This is a genomic window from Hymenobacter puniceus, assembly GCF_014333525.1.
GTDB lineage: Bacteria > Bacteroidota > Bacteroidia > Cytophagales > Hymenobacteraceae > Hymenobacter.
Map to the genome: position 1 here is coordinate 142,423 of NZ_JACSCX010000002.1, position 17,694 is coordinate 160,116.

Annotated in this window: 16 protein-coding genes and 1 other RNA gene; 6 read left to right on the top strand and 11 right to left on the bottom strand. The window is 59.2% G+C overall.

The window, feature by feature from the left end; translation table 11 throughout:
• Window positions 1-243: 243 nt before the first annotated feature.
• Genes H8B14_RS05675 through H8B14_RS05685 form a run of 3 tightly spaced genes read right to left on the bottom strand, consistent with a single transcriptional unit; the run spans window position 244 to window position 2,798 of the window.
• The gene (locus tag H8B14_RS05675) at window positions 244-1,443 is read right to left on the bottom strand and encodes a pyridoxal phosphate-dependent aminotransferase (protein ID WP_187314659.1); all 1,200 of its coding nucleotides are present in this window, start codon (window positions 1,441-1,443) and stop codon (window positions 244-246) included.
• Between the two features lie 42 nt (window positions 1,444-1,485).
• On the bottom strand, window positions 1,486-2,031 hold the full coding sequence (locus tag H8B14_RS05680) for a hypothetical protein (protein WP_187314660.1): 546 nt from the start codon (window positions 2,029-2,031) through the stop codon (window positions 1,486-1,488).
• Window positions 2,032-2,090: 59 nt separating this feature from the next.
• Window positions 2,091-2,798 (bottom strand): hypothetical protein, encoded by a 708-nt coding sequence (locus tag H8B14_RS05685; RefSeq protein WP_187314661.1) that lies wholly within the window; start codon window positions 2,796-2,798, stop codon window positions 2,091-2,093.
• Window positions 2,799-2,916: 118 nt separating this feature from the next.
• On the opposite strand from H8B14_RS05685, the gene H8B14_RS05690 reads away from it, so the two are divergent.
• On the top strand, window positions 2,917-3,447 hold the full coding sequence (locus H8B14_RS05690; protein WP_187314662.1) for a DinB family protein: 531 nt from the start codon (window positions 2,917-2,919) through the stop codon (window positions 3,445-3,447).
• 62 nt (window positions 3,448-3,509) lie between these two features.
• Here the strand turns inward: H8B14_RS05690 and H8B14_RS05695 are convergent, their stop codons facing one another.
• Window positions 3,510-4,370 (bottom strand): M12 family metallopeptidase, encoded by an 861-nt coding sequence (locus H8B14_RS05695; RefSeq protein WP_187314663.1) that lies wholly within the window; start codon window positions 4,368-4,370, stop codon window positions 3,510-3,512.
• Between the two features lie 229 nt (window positions 4,371-4,599).
• Window positions 4,600-4,974 carry a hypothetical protein gene (locus H8B14_RS05700; RefSeq protein WP_187314664.1) on the bottom strand — a complete coding sequence of 125 codons (375 nt, stop codon included), beginning with the start codon at window positions 4,972-4,974 and terminating at the stop codon, window positions 4,600-4,602.
• 174 nt (window positions 4,975-5,148) lie between these two features.
• Between H8B14_RS05700 and H8B14_RS21030 the strand changes: the two genes are divergently transcribed.
• Together H8B14_RS21030 and H8B14_RS05705 are read left to right on the top strand one after the other, a co-directional pair.
• Window positions 5,149-5,280 carry a hypothetical protein gene (locus tag H8B14_RS21030; RefSeq protein WP_261989917.1) on the top strand — a complete coding sequence of 44 codons (132 nt, stop codon included), beginning with the start codon at window positions 5,149-5,151 and terminating at the stop codon, window positions 5,278-5,280.
• A 452-nt stretch (window positions 5,281-5,732) separates the two neighbouring features.
• Complete coding sequence (locus tag H8B14_RS05705; protein ID WP_187314665.1) at window positions 5,733-6,365, top strand: hypothetical protein; 633 nt, start codon at window positions 5,733-5,735, stop codon at window positions 6,363-6,365.
• Window positions 6,366-6,471: 106 nt separating this feature from the next.
• Here the strand turns inward: H8B14_RS05705 and icd are convergent, their stop codons facing one another.
• The 3 genes from icd to dnaX form a co-directional block, all read right to left on the bottom strand.
• Window positions 6,472-7,782 (bottom strand): NADP-dependent isocitrate dehydrogenase, encoded by a 1,311-nt coding sequence (gene icd, locus H8B14_RS05710; protein WP_261989918.1) that lies wholly within the window; start codon window positions 7,780-7,782, stop codon window positions 6,472-6,474.
• A gap of 127 nt (window positions 7,783-7,909) precedes the next feature.
• A complete protein-coding gene (locus tag H8B14_RS05715; RefSeq protein ID WP_315984804.1) occupies window positions 7,910-10,948 on the bottom strand; it encodes a M16 family metallopeptidase in 3,039 nt (1,012 codons plus the stop codon).
• 366 nt (window positions 10,949-11,314) lie between these two features.
• The gene (gene dnaX, locus H8B14_RS05720; protein WP_187314667.1) at window positions 11,315-13,495 is read right to left on the bottom strand and encodes a DNA polymerase III subunit gamma/tau; all 2,181 of its coding nucleotides are present in this window, start codon (window positions 13,493-13,495) and stop codon (window positions 11,315-11,317) included.
• Window positions 13,496-13,752: 257 nt separating this feature from the next.
• Between dnaX and ssrA the strand changes: the two genes are divergently transcribed.
• The 3 genes from ssrA to H8B14_RS05735 all read left to right on the top strand — a co-directional run bounded on the left by ssrA (window position 13,753) and on the right by H8B14_RS05735 (window position 15,492).
• Window positions 13,753-14,121: a transfer-messenger RNA gene (gene ssrA, locus H8B14_RS05725) on the top strand.
• A gap of 162 nt (window positions 14,122-14,283) precedes the next feature.
• Window positions 14,284-14,808 carry a hypothetical protein gene (locus H8B14_RS05730; RefSeq protein WP_187314668.1) on the top strand — a complete coding sequence of 175 codons (525 nt, stop codon included), beginning with the start codon at window positions 14,284-14,286 and terminating at the stop codon, window positions 14,806-14,808.
• A gap of 294 nt (window positions 14,809-15,102) precedes the next feature.
• Window positions 15,103-15,492 (top strand): hypothetical protein, encoded by a 390-nt coding sequence (locus H8B14_RS05735; protein ID WP_187314669.1) that lies wholly within the window; start codon window positions 15,103-15,105, stop codon window positions 15,490-15,492.
• A gap of 86 nt (window positions 15,493-15,578) precedes the next feature.
• Here the strand turns inward: H8B14_RS05735 and H8B14_RS05740 are convergent, their stop codons facing one another.
• The 3 genes from H8B14_RS05740 to H8B14_RS05750 all read right to left on the bottom strand — a co-directional run bounded on the left by H8B14_RS05740 (window position 15,579) and on the right by H8B14_RS05750 (window position 17,677).
• Complete coding sequence (locus H8B14_RS05740) at window positions 15,579-15,911, bottom strand: hypothetical protein (RefSeq protein WP_187314670.1); 333 nt, start codon at window positions 15,909-15,911, stop codon at window positions 15,579-15,581.
• 55 nt (window positions 15,912-15,966) lie between these two features.
• The gene (uvsE, locus tag H8B14_RS05745; RefSeq protein WP_187314671.1) at window positions 15,967-16,965 is read right to left on the bottom strand and encodes a UV DNA damage repair endonuclease UvsE; all 999 of its coding nucleotides are present in this window, start codon (window positions 16,963-16,965) and stop codon (window positions 15,967-15,969) included.
• Between the two features lie 103 nt (window positions 16,966-17,068).
• On the bottom strand, window positions 17,069-17,677 hold the full coding sequence (locus H8B14_RS05750; protein WP_187314672.1) for a carboxypeptidase-like regulatory domain-containing protein: 609 nt from the start codon (window positions 17,675-17,677) through the stop codon (window positions 17,069-17,071).
• Window positions 17,678-17,694: the final 17 nt, after the last annotated feature.

Here is a 17,694-nt window from a genome sequence, read left to right on the forward strand (position 1 = left end):
GGCCCAGAAGGTAAGCAGAACATTGCGTTCTGCTGCTCGGCTATCATTCCACCAGAACGTCATTTCGAATAGCACGTCATTCCACCAGCACATCATTCCATCAGAACGTCATTCCGAGCCGAGCCGAGGAATCTCGCGTGCTGATGTTGCGACGGTAATCCTGACGTCAGCACGCGAGATTCCTCGGCTCCGCTCGGAATGACGTTCTGCTCGGAATGATGTTTCTTATTCGCACTCGCCAGCTTACTCTAGTGTGCGGCCGGGGTACTGCGTCAGGGCGGCCGCCAGGCAGTCCATGGCCTGACCGATGATTTCCTGATTGACGACGTAAGCCAGGCGCACCTGCTGGCGGCCGAGGCCGGGCGTGGCGTAGAAGCCCGCGGCCGGCGAAATCATCAGCGTCTGGCCGTGGTGGCTGAAGCTTTCCAACAGCCACTGGGCAAACCGGTCGGCATCATCTACGGGCAGGTGGGCAATGACGTAGAAGGCGCCGCTGGGCGTAGGTACCCGTACGCCGGGCATCTCACGCATGCGGCGCAGCATCAGGTCGCGGCGGGCCAGGTACTCGGCTTTGGTGTGGTCAAAGTAGGTGTCGGGCAGGTCGGCGGCGGCTTCGGCCAGCAGCTGGCCCAGGCCGGGCGGGCTCACCCGCAGCTGAGCCAGCTTGAAGAATACGTCGCGCAAAGCGCGGTTCTTCGTGACGATGGCCCCGATGCGGGCTCCGCAGGCGCTGTAGCGCTTGGAGATGGTGTCGAGCAGCACGATATGGTCGTCGGCACCTTGCAGGTGTAGCGCGCTGGTGTACTCGGCGTCGTAGCAGAATTCGCGGTAGGCTTCGTCGGAGAGCAGGTAAAGGTTGTGGCGCAAGCACAGCTCTTTCAGCTGCTCCATTTCCTGGCGGCTGTACACGTAGCCGGTGGGGTTGTTGGGGCTGCAGATCAGGATGGCTTTGGTGCGGGGCGTGATTTTGCGCTCAAACTCCGCAATGGGCGGCAAGGCAAAATTGTCTTCCAGGCGTGCCGTAACGGTCACTACGTGGGTGCCCGTGGCCACCGCAAACGCCGAGTAGGGCCCGTAGAATGGCTCCGGCACAATGAACTCGTCGCCGGGGTCGAGGCAGCCCAGCAGCGCAAACGAAATGGCTTCGCTGCCGCCAGTGGTTACCAGCACGTCGTCGGCCACCACCGGCAAGCCCAGGCGCTGGTAGTAGTCGGCCAGCTTGTGGCGGTAGCTGAGGTAGCCGGCCGTGGGGCTGTATTCCAGCACCCCAATGCTGGCCTGCTGTACCGCCGCCAGCATGGCCGGAGGCGTTTCGATGTCGGGCTGGCCGATGTTGAGCGGATGCACCACGAGGCCGCGCTGGCGGGCGGCCTCGGCATAGGGCGTAAGTTTGCGGTACGGAGATGCGGGCAGAGCCACGCCGCGCTGAGAAAGCTGAAGCATGGGTTTAAAGGTAAGCCACGCCCAACAGAAACTGCTATAAAATCAGGCGCCGCCGCCGTACACCTCGCGCCAGAGCTGGTGGTACATCTGCTGAAACCGGTCGGCGGAAGCCCGCGGAAACGGGTAGCCCTGCGGCCCCACAAATACAAAAGGCGTGCGCAGCTCCGGCCGGGCGGCGTCGCGGACGCGGGCAAATTCCTCCAGCCAGATGTCGTAGTGCTCTATCAGCGCGTCGGCGTCGGGCAGCAGCTCCAGGGGCATCAGGTAGCCTTTCTCAATCAGCAGGTTGCGGATGGCCTCGTTGCCTTCTTTCAGAATGCGGGCCTCCAGGTAGAGGTTGCCGGCGGCGTAGCGGCGGAAGGCCCGCTCGGTGCGGTTGAGCTGCATGTGCAGCGGTGCCAGCAGCTCAGCCAGCGCCTTTTCCTTCCAGCTGTAGCGCGCCCGAAACGCCGTGCTCAGCTGCTCATACTGCGTGCGCACGTCGTTGCTGACTTGCTCGGTGTAGCGTTTCAGCAGCAGCCCCAGCAGCAGGGCCACCACCGCGTCGCTGACCAGGGCGGCCAGCAAGGTTTGCGCGAAAGTGCTCATGGGCAGGTAGAAGATGGGAAGCCGGCACCACAAAGCAATGGCCGCAGGCTGGAAACTGACTACGCCACCAGCTCACGGGCCGGGTCACGCACAACCAGCGTCAGCGTCGTTTGCACGTTGTTGTTGCCCTTCACAATGGCGGTCTTGCCCAGGTTGTCGAAGTCGCCGTTGATGTCAGTGAAGCTAACGACCTGCGTAAACAGCGGCTTGTCTTCCACGTTCTGGAGCAGGCCGCCCACTACGCCCGCTAGCTGCAGAATCACTTCGGCGGTGCGCGCCGGGGCATTGGCAATGGCACCCACCACCTCGCCCACCAAGCTGCGGTAGTCTTCAGAGGTGCGGGCCTGCGTGAGCACGGCGGCCGTATCGCGCAACCCTTTCTTGCTCTTCAGCACCGACAGCAGCACATGCACCTGCGAGGGCGCCGTCCCGGCTGATTCTGCTGGCTGCTTCCAGAAATAGGCCGTTTTATCCACGGGCAGATCTTCGCCATCGTCAATGCGGGCAAACCCCGAGAGCGTAAGCGTCCGGGGCTCGGCTGTCAGGTCGTCAAACACCACGAGCAGCAAATACACGTCGGCAAAGCCCGGAAAAGGCCACACTTTTGGCGTGCGGTTGTCCTGAATAAACACCCGCGAAAGGCGTACCTCCAGGCCCGTGACGGTGCCGGATGTGCCGATAGCGCGCGTCTGGCGGCGCACGCGGGCATTGGTAACGGGCAAAGACACCGTGTCAATTACCGCATCGGAAAGCAGGTCGAGGGCCATACAGATAAGCAAAAAGTGGACACTACTGGCAGCTACTGGAAGATATATATTTTATAGAATATATGTTCGGGCAGGCTAGTGCGCCAACCTGTAGGCCCACCCGGCAGTTACACGCAGTATGAACCCATCTGCGTCTTTTCCGGAACACTGGCTGCGCGGGCCAATCCCCGGCATTTCCCCATTGCTCCAGCCAATAGCCCACGCTCTGCTACAGGCCCACGATGAAGTGGCCGAAGCTCTCTATGACTTCCCCGACCACCTGCTGGCGGCGCGGCCGGCGGGTGTGGCGTCGGTAGGGTTTCATCTGCGCCATCTGGCCGGGGTGCTCAGCCGCATGCAAACCTACGCCCGTCATCAGCCCCTCAGCGAAGCACAGTTTCGCTACCTCGCCGCCGAGAAAGACGGCGCCACACCACCCGAAACCACCGCCACGCTGGTGCAGCAGTTTGGGGAGGCCGTAGAGCAGATGCTGGCTACGCTACGCACCACGCCTGAAGCCACGCTGCCGGAGTTCCGGCCGGTGGGGCGGCAGGCGTTGCCCAGCACTGTGATGGGGCTGCTGGTGCACGCCGCCGAGCACACCACGCGCCACACCGGCCAGCTTCTCGTGACGGCCCGCGTGGTGCAGGCCACCGAAGCAGGCTGCTAACAAAAAAGGGCTCCATTGCGGAGCCCTTTTTTGTTAGCAGCAGTGTTTGCCGACTATAAGCGCTAATACATAGCGTCGATGCCGGTTTTGTCGCCGGCCGAGAGGCCAGTGCGCTGAATGTTGAAGGTGGAGCCGTCTTTGCGGGTGATGGTGGGCTGGCCGTTCGAGGAAAACGAGAACGAGCCGTACATCATGATGGAGCCGAAGTCGAGCACGCCATAGTCGGTGCCGCCGTAGCCCAGGCCCGTGTACTTGGTGAAGTTGCCTTCGTAGCCCGCCTGAATGTTCTGGGTGAGGATGTTCACGTAATTGTCCCGGTCGGTGCGGGTTTGCTCGTGGAACAGGCCCAGTGCGTGCCCAATTTCGTGAATGGTATTGCCCGTGGTGCAGCCGGAAGCCAGGTTGATGTATTGGCGGCTGCCGACCATGCCAATGTTAGACGAGCAGCCCGAGCCTACCCGAAACGTCACGTAGTTGGTTTGGGTGGTGCGGCGCACAAATCGAACCGGCGAGTTGGCCTGCCAATGCGCAATGGCATCCGTCACGCGGGCCTGGTTGGGCAGGGCAGCATCAATGGTGTAGTACACCACACCCGACGGCCAGCGGCCAGTGGTGCGGCCGGCGCTGCCGGGACGGCCGGGGTCCTGGCTCTGGCTGGCTTCTACCTGCTCCTGCGTCAGCAGAATGTCGCCTTCGTATACTTTCTCGCCATTTATTTCCTGGTAGCTGATGGGCTGGCCGCCCCATTCGCCTGCCTTGGCGGCACCGGTCTGGCCGGGGTAGGCCTCCTCAGCTTTAGCATCCTGCGCCTGCTCGATTTGGGCGGGCTGAGCGGCGCCGTCCTGATCTTTGTTGCAACCCACTAGCAAAATAGTGCTAAGTGATAGTGCTGCGGTTGAGTGGAAAAAGGGGGATTTACGCATACTGATAGGGTTTTGGTTGCAGATGGCTTAGTAACGTGCAGCGGAAAAGAAATATTCCTCTGGCAACTGAAAAAAATATTGATCTAGATATAGTGCAATAATATAGTAGCCTGCAAGAAGTCTTCCGCAGCCTTGTAGCACACAAAACAGCGCCCCCGCCGCCGAACCTGCCACCTGTGCGGCAAATTCTAGCGGTGGGGGCGCCGGATGAAGTGGCCCGAAGCGGGACTTACATCTTGGTTTTCGTCTTGCTGGCCTTCATTTTGCGCTTTTCGGCGCGCTTGGTGGCGGGGTCTGGGGCGCCGTAGTTGCCTTCGCGCGTGCCTTGGCCTATCTGGGTTTCGATGGTAGCGCCCTGGGGCTGGGTGGTAGCGGGAGCGGGGCGCTCCGGCGCGGTAGAGCCCGCCGGAGCCGGGGCGCCGTAGTTGCCCTCACGGGTGCCGGTGCCGAGTTGGGTTTCAATGGTGGCGCCCTGGCGCACACCCGACGGCGACGTAGTGGTGGCGGGGGTATTGGTGGTAGTAGGGGCCGGCGTGGTCTGGGCTTGGGCAGCGGTAGCTACGCCAGCCACCAGCAGGGCCGAAAGAAACAGGGAAGATTTCATGATCTGGAAAGTCAGGGGGTGGATGATGAGGGCTGTACGAGCGGGCCGGGGCGGCGGTTATCGTGGCGCTAATTGGCGGCGCGGTAGCAGAGGAGCCGCAAGCCCACTCCCGATAGTGTCTGCAGCCACTGATGCCGGTATTCCGTATCCTTGGGGCTGTGGCTACAAAAGATTATGGCAATTCAGGGCCGCCCACGCCGGAAGGGGCCGCGGTGGCGCAATACCAAGCTCTATCAGCAACTGCTGCAGCTCCTGGATTCCCTGGCAGCCCGCGTGCGCCGCGAGCGGAAAGCCGCGCAGCTTTAAGTAACATATTATGATAATGAAACAGGGCACCCAATGGGTGACCTGTTTTTGTGTTAGGGTGGAGAGAAGAGTCGGTCGGTCGGCTACCGCCGTCGGACCGGAACGCACTGCTTCATAACCGTGCCTTTGTCTTTGAAATATTCGCACGGTTGTTACGCCGTCAACGCGTCTTCTGAAAAGACGAAGCCCCGGCAGGTACGAACTGACAGGGCTTCAAACCCGCGCCAGTTTGGGTGGTGCGGATAAGTCTGCTATTTGTGTATATTATTGCTTGATTTGCAGATTGTTATATATGATATAGTTGGTTTGGGAAGTCAGGATGTATGCTAAAATGGTAGTGTCGGTAGAAAGCTAGCGCATACATTGTGCATACGGTTCACTCACGGTTTACAGTAAAATGAGACATGAAAACGAACAGTAGATTTCTGAGCCTCATGTTGATGGCTTTCAATATGCTTGCTATTCAAAGCTGTGAAACAGAAGAGAATATGCCAGATATACCCTATTATAAATTCACGGCTGCTAATGAGGAGTGGTTGAAATTGAAGAAAGGTGAAAACTGGATATTTGAAACTGCTTCCGGCAAGCAACAAAAATATATTGTATATGACATTGTGGAGAAAATTAAAGAAGAATATCGACCAGGTAATTTTGGGGGAATAATTAACGGTCCTTCTACTGCAACATATTACTATGACGAGGTGAAAATAGAGGTAAAGAGGCTTGATTCGATAGGTGAAAACTCGCTCGTATTCAGGCGTGATTTACCAACCGGAGCAGATAAAAGGAATCCGCCGCGAGTAGACGGGCAATTTAAGTTTGGAGGAACTTGGTGGAACTATAGGGGCCAGTCCGTAAATGATGGAATTTATGGAAATATAAATATTGATTCATATCGGTTAGACTCACAATACAGGACTACGCTGCAAGTAAAGGGTATAGACTATACCAATGTAATCTTACTATCCGCAAACAGTGCTCCTACTTACAGGGGAGGTTATATTGAAGATATTTATTACGCGCAACAAGCAGGAATTATCCGTATGGTAAGTAGATCAGGAGAAATATGGGACAGGGTACCATAAAATAAAAATAGCTAATCCTAAAAAAAGCACCGGTTGAAAAACCGGTGCTTTTTTTAGGATTAGCTATTAAAAACGTGAAAACGATATTGAGGCTAGTGCCAAACTACTACATCCGGGCAATAACCTCGTCGCCGAACTCGGAGGTTTTCAGGAGCGTGGCGCCTTCCATCAGGCGTTCGAAGTCGTAGGTGACGCGCTTGGCGGCAATGGCGCCTTCGAGGCCTTTGTAGATGAGGGTGGCGGCTTCGTTCCAGCCCAGGTGCTCCAGCAGCATGGCGCCGCTCAGAATCACGGAGCCGGGGTTCACCTTGTCCTGGTTGGCGTACTTGGGCGCCGTGCCGTGGGTGGCCTCGAAGATGGCGTGGCCGGTGAGGTAGTTGATGTTGGCGCCCGGCGCAATGCCGATACCGCCCACGATGGCGGCCAGCGCGTCGGAGATGTAGTCGCCGTTCAGGTTCAGAGTGGCTACCACCGAGTAGTCGGCGGGGCGGAGCAGAATCTGCTGCAGGAAAGCATCGGCAATGCTGTCCTTGATCAGGATTTTGCCGCCGTCGAGGGCTGCTTTCTGCTGGGCGTCGGCCACTTCCTGGCCCTGCTTGGCCAGCACCTTATCGTACTGAGCCCAAGTGTACACCTTGTCGCCGAATTCCTTTTCGGCCAGCTCGTAGCCCCAGGTTTTGAAGGCGCCCTCCGTGAACTTCATGATGTTGCCTTTGTGCACGATGGTCACGGAAGGCTTTTTGTGCTCGATGGCGTAGAGGATGGCGGCGCGCACGAGGCGCTCGGTGCCTTCCTTGCTCACGGGCTTGATGCCGAACGAGGACGTTTCGGGGAAGCGAATTTTCTTCACGCCCATCTCATCCTGCAGGAATTCCAGCATTTTCTGGGCCTGCGGCGTACCGTTCATGTACTCGATGCCGGCGTAGATGTCCTCGGTGTTTTCGCGGAAGATGACCATGTCGGTCAGCTCGGGGTGCTTCACGGGCGAAGGCACACCATCGAACCAGCGCACGGGGCGCACGCAGGCATACAGGTCCAGCTCCTGGCGCAGGGCCACGTTCAGGCTCCGGATGCCGCCACCCACGGGCGTAGTCAGGGGGCCTTTGATGCCCACCAGGTACTCGCGGAAGGCATCCAGGGTATCGTTGGGCAGCCAGTTACCGGATTGCTTGAATGATTTCTCCCCCGCCATCACCTCTTTCCACACCAACTTCTTCGACCCGCCGTAGGCTTTCTCCACCGCGGCATCGAACACGCGGACGGAAGCCGCCCAAATATCCGGACCCGTCCCGTCGCCCTCGATGAAAGGAATGGTTGGCTGGTCGGGCACATTGAGCTTGCCGTTTTTGATGGTGATTTTCTGTTCTGCCATTGTTGAAGGTACTTTGGACTGTAGGTTTTTAGTTGTGTGGCTCAAGCCGCTTCGTCTGTCATCCTGAGCGGAGCGAAGGACCTTATCACGGCTGAATTACTGCCGAACGAATCGTTCAGGCGTGATAAGGTCCTTCGCTCCGCTCAGGATGACGGGCGGGATATGCGGCGTTCTAATACCCGAAAATCTCTTTCAGGGTAAGTTGCTGGACCTGGCCGTACTTGGCCAGTTCCTTGAAATTGAGGCGGTCTTTGGAGCCTATCACCAGAATGGTCTGGTTCTGGCCTTTCACGCGGGCCTGCTGGAACTTCTGGAGATCCGCAAAGCTCATGTTGGGCGTCTGCTCATACACGTCGCGGCGCAGGTCGTAGTCGAGGCCGAGGCGGCGGGCACGCTCGTAGCTGAGCAGGATGTCGGCCTTGGTGATGCGCTCAGTGGCGATGCTGTTGCGGATGGCGTTCTTGGCGATTTGCAGGTTGGCTTCGGCCACGGGCATGTCGTTGAGCAAGGTGTTCATACCGGCCATGGCCTCGGGCAGCTTGTCGCTCTGCGTGCCAATGGAACTCATGTTGTAGGCGCTGCGGCCCAGCTTGTCAGGGTTGACGTAACGCGACAAAGCCGAGTAAGCCAGCGCCTTGCTCTCACGCAGCTCCTGAAACACGATGCTGCCCATGCTGCCCCCGAAGTACTCGTTGTAGAGGCTGGTGGTCGGCACCAGGGCTTTGTCGTAGATAGTGCCTTTGGTCAGGAACAGGATTTCGGCCTGCACCATATTGTAGTCCACCCAGTACACCTTGCGCTGGTTCATGGCCTGCTCCGCGAAGTCCTTAGCCGCCGGGGTAGGAGTGAGCTGGGCGGGGCCGCGGTGGTAGTTTTCAAGAGCATCTACTAGCCCGGGCACCATCACGCGAGACTGAGGCGTCTTGGTGTCTTGCATAGGAGTCACCTCCTTATGCCACGTTTCCAGCATACGCGGACCATAGTACAACACGCGGTGCTGGTAGGTCGGGATGGTTTTGATGGTGGCGGTGAGCTGCTCGGGTTTCAGGGCCTTCAGCTCTTTCTCGCTCAGCTGCGTGGTGAAAGGGTTTTTGGGGCCGTACTTGGCGAAGTTCACCATAGCCTGGCTCAGAATCACCTGCTTGTTCAGCTTGGCATCCTGGCGCGACTTCAGCACGCCGGCCACCATGTTCTTGAGGGCCGCGGCATCGGGCTTGGGCGCGGCCAGCAGGCTTTCAAACAGCTGCAAAGCCGGCTCGAAGTTGCTGTCGAGGCCGGAGAGGCTGACGGTGGTGCGGTCCTGCCCGCTCTGCACCGCGAAGGAGCAGCCCAGCTTGTAGAACTCCTGCTGCAGCTGCGCGGCCGTGTATTTGTCGGTGCCCAGGTATTGCAGGTAGTCGGTGGCGAGGCCCAGCTTGGGGTCGTTGTTGGTGCCCAGATCGAGCACGTAGAACAGGTTAAAGAGGTTGTTTTCGGTGTTGTGAGTGTAGTACACCGGCACGCCCGAAGCCAGCTTCACTTCCTGAATGTCCTTCTTGTAATCCACGAACACCGGCTGCAGTTCGGGGCTGCTCAGGCCGGTCACCTGCTTGTAGAAGTCGGAGGCCACTTCGCGGTTCACGGGCACCGGCGTAATGGCCGGCTTCACCACTTTCACGGCGTTGGCGTCTTTGCCGGTGCGCTTGTAGATGGCCGCGTAGCCGGGGCTGTAGTACTGGTTGGCCACGCGCATCACCTCTTCCTTGGTGATGGTACCGAAGTCGTTGATCTGCTTCAGGTAGTCCTTCCAGTCCTCGCGGGCCACGAAAGCGGCCACGAAGGCACCGGCGCGGGCCTCGTTGTTTTCGTAGCTCTTGGTGCGCTGTAGCTGCTCGTTGTTGATGATGGCCGGAATCAGCCAGTCGGGGAAGTCGCCCTTCTTCACCTTGTCGAGCTGGGCGAGCAGCAGGTCGCGCACCTCTTCCAGCTTTTGGCTTTGGCGGGGCGTAGCGTAGAGAATGTGCGAGGAGTAGTCGTTGTTGATGTCGGTGAACGAGGCCGCCTGCAACACTTTCTGCTGCTGATTCAGGTTCAGGTCAATCAAACCGGCCTGGCCGTTGCTGAGCAGCTTGTCCACCATGCGCAGCACCAGCGCCTCGCGGGTGGTGGTGCCGGGAAAGCGGAAGCCGAGCATCACGTTTTCGGCGTCGGGGCCCACAATCTGCGTCACGAGGGGCGCGGTGATGGGGGCTTCCTGGGCGGGCGTGAAGGCCGGTACCGGCTTGCTCTGCAGCCGGCCGAAGTACTGGTCGATGACGCGGATGGTCTGGTCGTAGTCCAGGTCGCCGCTCAGGCAGAGCGCCACGTTGTTGGGCACGTAGTACTTGTCGAAATACCGCTTAATCTCCGTGATAGACGGGTTCTGCAGGTGCTCGATGGTGCCGATGGTGGTCTGGGTGCCGTACTCGTGCTTCTGGTAGAGGCTGCGGTTCAGGGCCTCGTATTCTTTGCTGAAGTCGTTGTCGAGGCCGCGGTTTTTTTCCTCGTACACGGCCTCCAGCTCGGTGTGGAACAGGCGCGGCACCATCTCGCCCAGCCGCTCGCTCTGGATGGCAGCCCACTTTTCCAGCTGGTTGCTCGGAATGTCTTCCTGGTACACCGTCTGCTCCACGGACGTATAGGCGTTGGAGCCCTTGGCCCCGATGGCGCCCATCACCTTGTCGTATTCGTTGGCCACAGCGTACTTGGCCGCCACGCTGGAAATCGAGTCGATTTGGTGGTAAGTGCGCTTGCGGGCGGCGGGGTCGTTGCGCTGGCCGCGGTACTGCTCGTAGAGGGCCTCAATCTTGGCCAGCTCAGCTTTTTCAGCGGTCCAGTTCTGGGTGCCCAGCTTAGAGGTTCCCTTGAACACCATGTGCTCCAGGTAGTGCGCGAGGCCGGTGGCTGTGGCTGGGTCGTTCTTGGAGCCGGCGCGCACGGCCAGGTAGGTCTGGATGCGCGGCGCGTCGTCGTAGTCGGAGAGGTAGACGGTCAGGCCGTTATCCAGCGTGTAGATGCGGGCCTTGAGCGGGTCGCCTTCTACGGTCTGGTACTTATAGTCTTTCTGCTTGGGCGTTTCGGGGCTGGTGCCTGGGGCGGTAGCTGCTGCCGTAGCGGCGGGCTTGCTGGTCTGGCATTGGGTAAGACCGAGCGTGGCCAAGGCCGGAATCAGGAGCAGAAGCGGTTTTTTCACAGGAAGGCCAGCGCGGAAAGCAGAGCGGGGAGGAAATTAAGGAACCAAAGATAGGCGGACCCCCCGGGAATAAAAAGCTTCATCACAGCCCTTCCGGGGCGAAGTGCGAAAAATTGCTTATGAGGATCACGGATTTCAGCGGATTAGACGGATTGCTCGGATTTTGTAGGCGGCATGGGGGCTGACGGTTGTGGTGCCACGACTCTTTTCAGCCGTGGTAACACTATCATCGAACGGCGCGGTCATGAATCGTTGAACGATAATGGTACCATGAGGCTCTACAGGCAATCCGTGGCACCACCTCGCGCAGCCCCTATGCCGCCTACAAAATCCGAGCAATCCGTCTAATCCGCTGAAATCCGTGATTTAGTCCACGTCGAGGCCCAGCTTCTGCTTCATCTCGCCCAGCATCGGGTACTTCTCCATCAGGTAAACCATCTTGTCGGAGGAGGTGTAGAGCTTGCGGCCGGTTTCTACGCGCTCCACAATTTCCACCGTCACGTTCAGGCGTGGGTAGCCGGTGCGGCGGCGCAGCTCACCCAAAAACTCGGCCCGCAGCTCGTTGAACAGGTCTTCCTGCACGGGGTTATCTACGCGCAGCAGAATCATGTGCTGCTCGTTGGCCTGCACCGGGCGGTTGAGCAAGCTGTAGTGCATCATGCTGATGGGCTTGCGCTCCTCGGTCAGCTCTTTCCACACGCGCTGCAGCACCTCGTCATTGATGGCGGGCAGGCCGGTGGTGGGGCCGCTGGGCTCGGCCTCGGTGGCCGCTTTGCCGGCGGCGGCTTTCTGCTCCAGCTGGGCCTTCATGGCGCTCAAGCTGCCCAGGCCGGGCAGCTTGGTGCCGAGGCCCAGTGGCTTGCCGGCCGGCGGCATCCCGGGGCGGGGTGGCGGCATGGGCGCAGCCGTCACGGCCATTTGGCCCGGCTCGTGGCCGGCAATGCTGGGTGCCCCGATTTCCACATGCGGCACCGTGTCGCGCAGCTGCCGGGTGGCGGGCACCTGGGTGGCTGCTTCGTCCTCGATGCTGGGCGTGTCATGCAGCTCTTCCACACCGCTGTCCACCGGCACAATAGGCTCGGGGTCGGCGGGGGCGTGGACGATTGGTTGTTCGTTGTTCGTTGTTCGTTGTTCGGTGCTGCCGCCAGCCGGGGTAACGGCGTACTGGGCTGGGGTTTCAGCAGTGCCGTCGGCCACTAGGCGGCCGTTGGCGGCGGGTGCGGCTGGGGCCAACGGCGGGGGCGGGGTGGCCAAAGCCGGAGCTACGGCTGCATCAGGGCTTTTTTTTTTCGCCTCACCGTTGCTGGCTGGTACGGCCACGCCGCCCTGCAGGTCGCGGGCAAACTGCACTGCGCCGTTGAGGTAGGCCAGCTTCATCAGCGTCAGCTCCACATGCAGGCGCTGGTTTTTGGCTTGCTTGAACTCCCGGTCGCAGACACTCACCAGGTTAAGGGCCGAGAGCAGAAAAGCCAGCGGCGCGGCTTGGGCCTGCTGCACATAGCGCGCCCGAATGTTGTCGGATACCTCCAGCAGCTGCACCGTCACCGGGTCTTTGCACACCAACAGCCCGCGCAGGTGCTCAGCGGCGCCCACCACAAAGTTGTGCAGGTCGAAGCCCTGCTGCATCACCTCATCCAGCAAGAGCAGCGTGGCCGACAGGTTTTCGGTGAGCAGTGCGTCAATCAGCCTGAAATAGTACTCGTAGTCCAGAATGTGCAGGTTCTGCACCACGTCCTGATAGCGCAGGTTGTGGCCCGAAAAGGTCACCATCTGGTCGAACATGCTCAGGGCGTCGCGCAGGCCGCCGTCGGCCTTCTGGGCCAGCAGGTGCAGCGCGTCGTCTTCGGCCTGAATCTGCTCCTGGGTGGCCACGTAGCGCAAGTGGTTGCGCATGTCGTCCACCTTGATGCGGTTGAAGTCAAATATCTGGCACCGCGACAGAATAGTGGGGATAATCTTGTGCCGCTCGGTGGTGGCCAGAATGAAGATGGCGTAGCTCGGTGGCTCCTCCAGCGTTTTGAGGAAGGCGTTGAAGGCCGCATTCGAGAGCATGTGCACTTCGTCGATGATGTACACCTTGAAGCGGCCCTGCTGCGGGGCGTAGCGCACCTGCTCCACCAGACTGCGAATGTCCTCCACCGAGTTGTTGGAGGCTGCATCCAGCTCGTGCACGTTGAACGAGGCATTTTCCTGAAACGCCCGGCACGAGGAGCACTTCCCGCAGGCTTCCAGCTCAAAAGGCGTGTTGTCGGGGTCTGCGGCACTGAGCAGCGCGTCGGGCACGATGTCGGGCTGGGCCTGGATCAGCTCGGAAACCGGGCGGCTTTTGCGCACGTGCTCTTCTACAAACTCGCAGTTGATGGTTTTGGCCAGAATCCGGGCGCAGGTGGTTTTGCCTACGCCCCGGGGGCCGCAGAACAGAAACGCCTGGGCCAGATGCTGGCTGGCAATGGCGTTCTGCAGGGTGGTGGTAACGTGCTGCTGCCCCACCACGCTGCGAAACGTGGCCGGGCGGTACTTGCGGGCCGAAACAACGAAATTTTCCATACGAGCTAGGGGCAAAGATACCCCGAAAAGCCGGGCTTTGGAAGGCCATCTGCCAGCCCTTACACCCAAAACGCTGGCCTGTTTGGGATGCCAGGTGGAGCGTACAACCTGAGTCGGCCAAGGTTTGGCAACCCCGGATTCAGTGCGGTACCTGTTGCCGCAAACGGGAACATTTCCGGCCGTTAGCAACGTTTACCGGCTGATGTGCGTACATTCGCACCCCGCTACTTCGGTGGCGGGTTCGTTCTTTGCAAACTGGGGCCGACCGGAATTGACAGCTTGTGCATGTCGCGAGTAAGCGTGTCGGGAGTTGGATGAATCTCCCGCAAAAAAGCCGTCCAAAACACAACTGGCGAGTATAGCTACGCCATGGCTGCTTAGTTTAGAACTAAGTAATGTCATCGTCCCGCACCCGTATTCCTTCTCACGGGTGAGTTCGGGGCGTCGTAAGAGTTAGGATAGTGCAGGTGGCGCTGTGACGCCTGCGCGAAACTCAAACAGATAAGGGGAAATCAAGGGCCTGATGTGCGCCTGGTTTCCCTCGAAAATTCAAGCATAGATACACACGTAGAAAGCTCGACGCCTTCCTTGTCTGGACCAGGGTTCGAATCCCTGCGGCTCCACTGAATAGCCCTTTCCGATACCGGGAAGGGCTATTTTCGTTTAGGGCCCTCTGTTTTGCCAACAGATTATGCTTTTCCGCCCAGACACCGATGCAACCTAAAAGTTGCGTCAAATGTGAGAGAATAGCCCGATATACTCCGGGCTTTTGTTATCTTGCTGAGGCTATGAAACATGGGCTAACCTACTTGCTTCTACTGTTCTGCTCCCTTGCTGCTGAGGCCGCCCGCCCGCCGATGGTGGCTGAGCAGCATGCAACCGGGTTTCGCATAGCCAAACTCCCTGCCGGCCTGCATGCTATGTGGCTGGGCATGCCCCGCCAGCAGTTTCGCAATCTGGTACCCGAGCAACGCTTGGGCGCGCCGTCAGCCATCAGCTATTTCAGCCGCTCCGACGAAACCCTGACGCTCAACGGTTACCGCATCACTGGCATCAGCTATGGTTTCTACAAAGACCAGCTGTGCTGTATTGAAGTGCGGGTGCTGGGAGAAGCGAACTGCCGGGGTATACAGGCCTTGCTGGCTAAAGTATACGGCCCTGGTGCTACGGCCTCCGGGCAGTACTGGCAAAACCCGCAGCTCCGCCTGCAGTATTCTGAAATGCCCAAAGGCTACGCTACGTTGCTGCTAGCTAGCCCATCGTTGCTGGCGCAGTTTCAGGCCGAGCAGCAGCCTCGCAATCAGGCAGTATAAGACGCTGCTCAAATTGTTGGCATTCGAAATTGATACCCAAAAAAAGCCTGGCTTCGTAGCCAGGCTTTTCTGTTTAGTGGCACTGCTACGAGCCTCGCCTACAGAGTGCTAGGCCTGACTTTTTTCAGTTTATAACGTCGTATTTTTATATATAATGTACTGAATGTCAGAATTATGAACAAGGAATAAGTGCGTTAAATCGAGTCAGGGCAGCCGGCTGGCCGTATGAGGATGCAGAGGCTACCGCACATTAGCCGGTGCCCGACTATCTCACTCGTTTCGTCTTTCCCGATTATGAAAAAGTCCTTGCTTTTCGCCGCACTTCTGTTTTCCACTGCTGTAGCCGCTTCGGCCCAAGTGTCGCCTTCGGTACCGCAGCGCGGCGGTACCATGAACCAGACCACCGTTTCGCCGGCCTCGCCGTCGAACCCCGGCACCCTCGACCAGCGTACGCCCACCACCACCAGCCCCACCCAAATGGGGACAGGCACTACCGTTCCTGGCCAGATGGGCACCGGTACCATCGTAACAGACCGGCCGGTTATGCAGCAGCCTGCCACCATGCAGGACCGGACCATCAACCAGCGAACTACCACGGTGCCAAACCCCGCCGCCACGCGCCGCCAACGCACCAACACGCGCCGCACCAATACTAGCACTACTACAGTGCCGCCGCAGCGTTAGTGGCTGTGTTGCACAAACAATAATAAGAGGCCACTCCTAGTCAGGAGTGGCCTCTTATTATTGCTACATCTACTACCGAGGTCAGGCTAAGCCTCCAGCTTGCCGCCTGCTTGCAGCAGCAAGTCGCCTAGGTCACGCAAACCAGCTTGCGTATCCGCAGAAGCGTTGGCAGCGGCTTGGTTGGTTTGAGCGCCCAGCATACTGAGCGAGCGGCCAATAGCTGCCGCATTAAGTGAGCCGCTGCTAAGCAAAGACTGCAGATTGCCAATCTCACGGCCGATATCCTGCAGGGCAGGTTCACCGCTTTGCAGCAACTGTTGCTGCCAGGTTTCAGTGTTGTCGATGGCGGCGCTGATGGGGATGCCCGTGAGGCCGTTTTTAAGCGAATGAATGGTGGCGTTAAGCAAGTCGTTGGCCATGGAAGTTGGTGTAGGCTGTACTATTGAAATCAGAGAAAATGCCGTAGCTAGCTGCCTAGCCGGCTGGCTTGACAGCTGCCGGCTTGCGAGGTTTACGGGATTTGGCAGCCACTGGCTGCCCTGCTTCCTGAAAAGTAGGCGAGACATAGCCCTCAGGGGCGGCCGGCACCATTGATAAGTCACGCAGAATGCCGCAAGCCTGATGCGCGCTGGCTTCCTTGTCCTTTATTTCCAGCATAATATCCACATCCAGGCTCTGGAGCTGCTGCAGAAACTCGCGGAACAAGTCTTCCTCTATGGAGCTAACGTGCTTGCCTTTCCGCTCCCCCCGCGACTGAGAGCTATAATCCATCATCATCACACCGTCGCGGGTGGGGTGCCAGGTGGCGGCGGCCAGGCGTAGGGCCTCAGCCATCGGCTCGCCGTGGTTGAGGCACTCGTGGTGGAAATTATCGAACAGGATAGGCAAGCCAGTGGCTGCGTGCAGCTGCAGGCAGTCCTGGAGGCTGAAGAGTCGGTCGTCGTTTTCCACTACCACCCGGATCTGCACTTCTGGCGGCAATGTCTGCCACACGGCAATAAAGCGCGCAATGGCGGCTTCCCGGTCGCCGTAGAGGCCACCCAGATGAATTTGCAGCTTGGCGGTGCTGTCGAGGCCCATCAAATCCAGCATCGAGCCCTGATATACCAGTTCGGCAATGCTGCGCTGCACAATATCCGGATTGGGCGAGTTGAGCACTACAAACTGGTCGGGATGCAGCGAAATCCGCATCCCATGGGTTTTTATGTAGTCGCCAATGGCACGAAATTCGGCGGCGAAGTGCGTTTGCCAGGGGAAGGTATTGACGGCGTGTGAGGCGAACGGGACAATGTCGGAGCCGATGCGGAAGAACAGCAGGCCATGGGCCACATTGTACTCTAGGATGCGCCGCAAACAGGCCAGATTAGAGGCCACCGTTTCTATCAGGCGCTCATCTGAGTAAGATGCCAGCCGGAACGTGGACGCCGATGTGCAGTCCAACGAGTTATTCATGCAAGGATACCCGATTTTCATCTTCGGGCTTACGGGAGGGCCGGTTGGCAGGTTGGTGCAGCCGAAAAGAACGTCATGCAGAGAGGAGCGGAGCGTGACGTTCTTAGTGTGCTCTAGCTGCTACTTACCTTACCTCGTACCCGCGGTTGTCTTTGAAGTTTTTGTTGTACTTCAGGCGGGCTTTGCGGGCCTGTTCGGCGGCTTCCTGGGCCCGGATTTCCTCCATCTTGCGCCGCTCCTGGCCGGCGCGCGAAAACTGCTCGTAGATCAGGCTCACCGGGCTGGCCAGGGTAGGAGCTACGGCCCGCGGCGCGATAGTGTCAACCGGAAACAGCGGCCGCGGAGCTGGTGGACGCTTTACGGCGCTGGCAGGAGCAGTGCTGGGGCGCTTGATGTTGCGCAAGGCCCTGTTGATGGCGGCGCGGTCGGGGCGCCCTTCCGTGACGCGCACTTCGCCCAGCAGCACACTGTCGCGCATCATCATCACCTGCATCACCAGCTGCGAAAGTCCTGTGCCGCCCAGTGGCACTCGGCGCGTGCGGAAGCCCAGGGCCCGAAATACCAGCGTGTCGCGGTTGCTGACGTCCAGCCGGAAGTCACCTTCTTGGTCGGTTACGGTGCCGCGGCCCGTGCCTTGCACAATGATGGCCGCACCCGGAATGATGCGTCCTGTGCCGGCCTCCAGCACCGAGCCCGATACCCGCACCTGTGCGGCCGCAGTGCCTGGCAACAACAGTAAAACCACCCCGA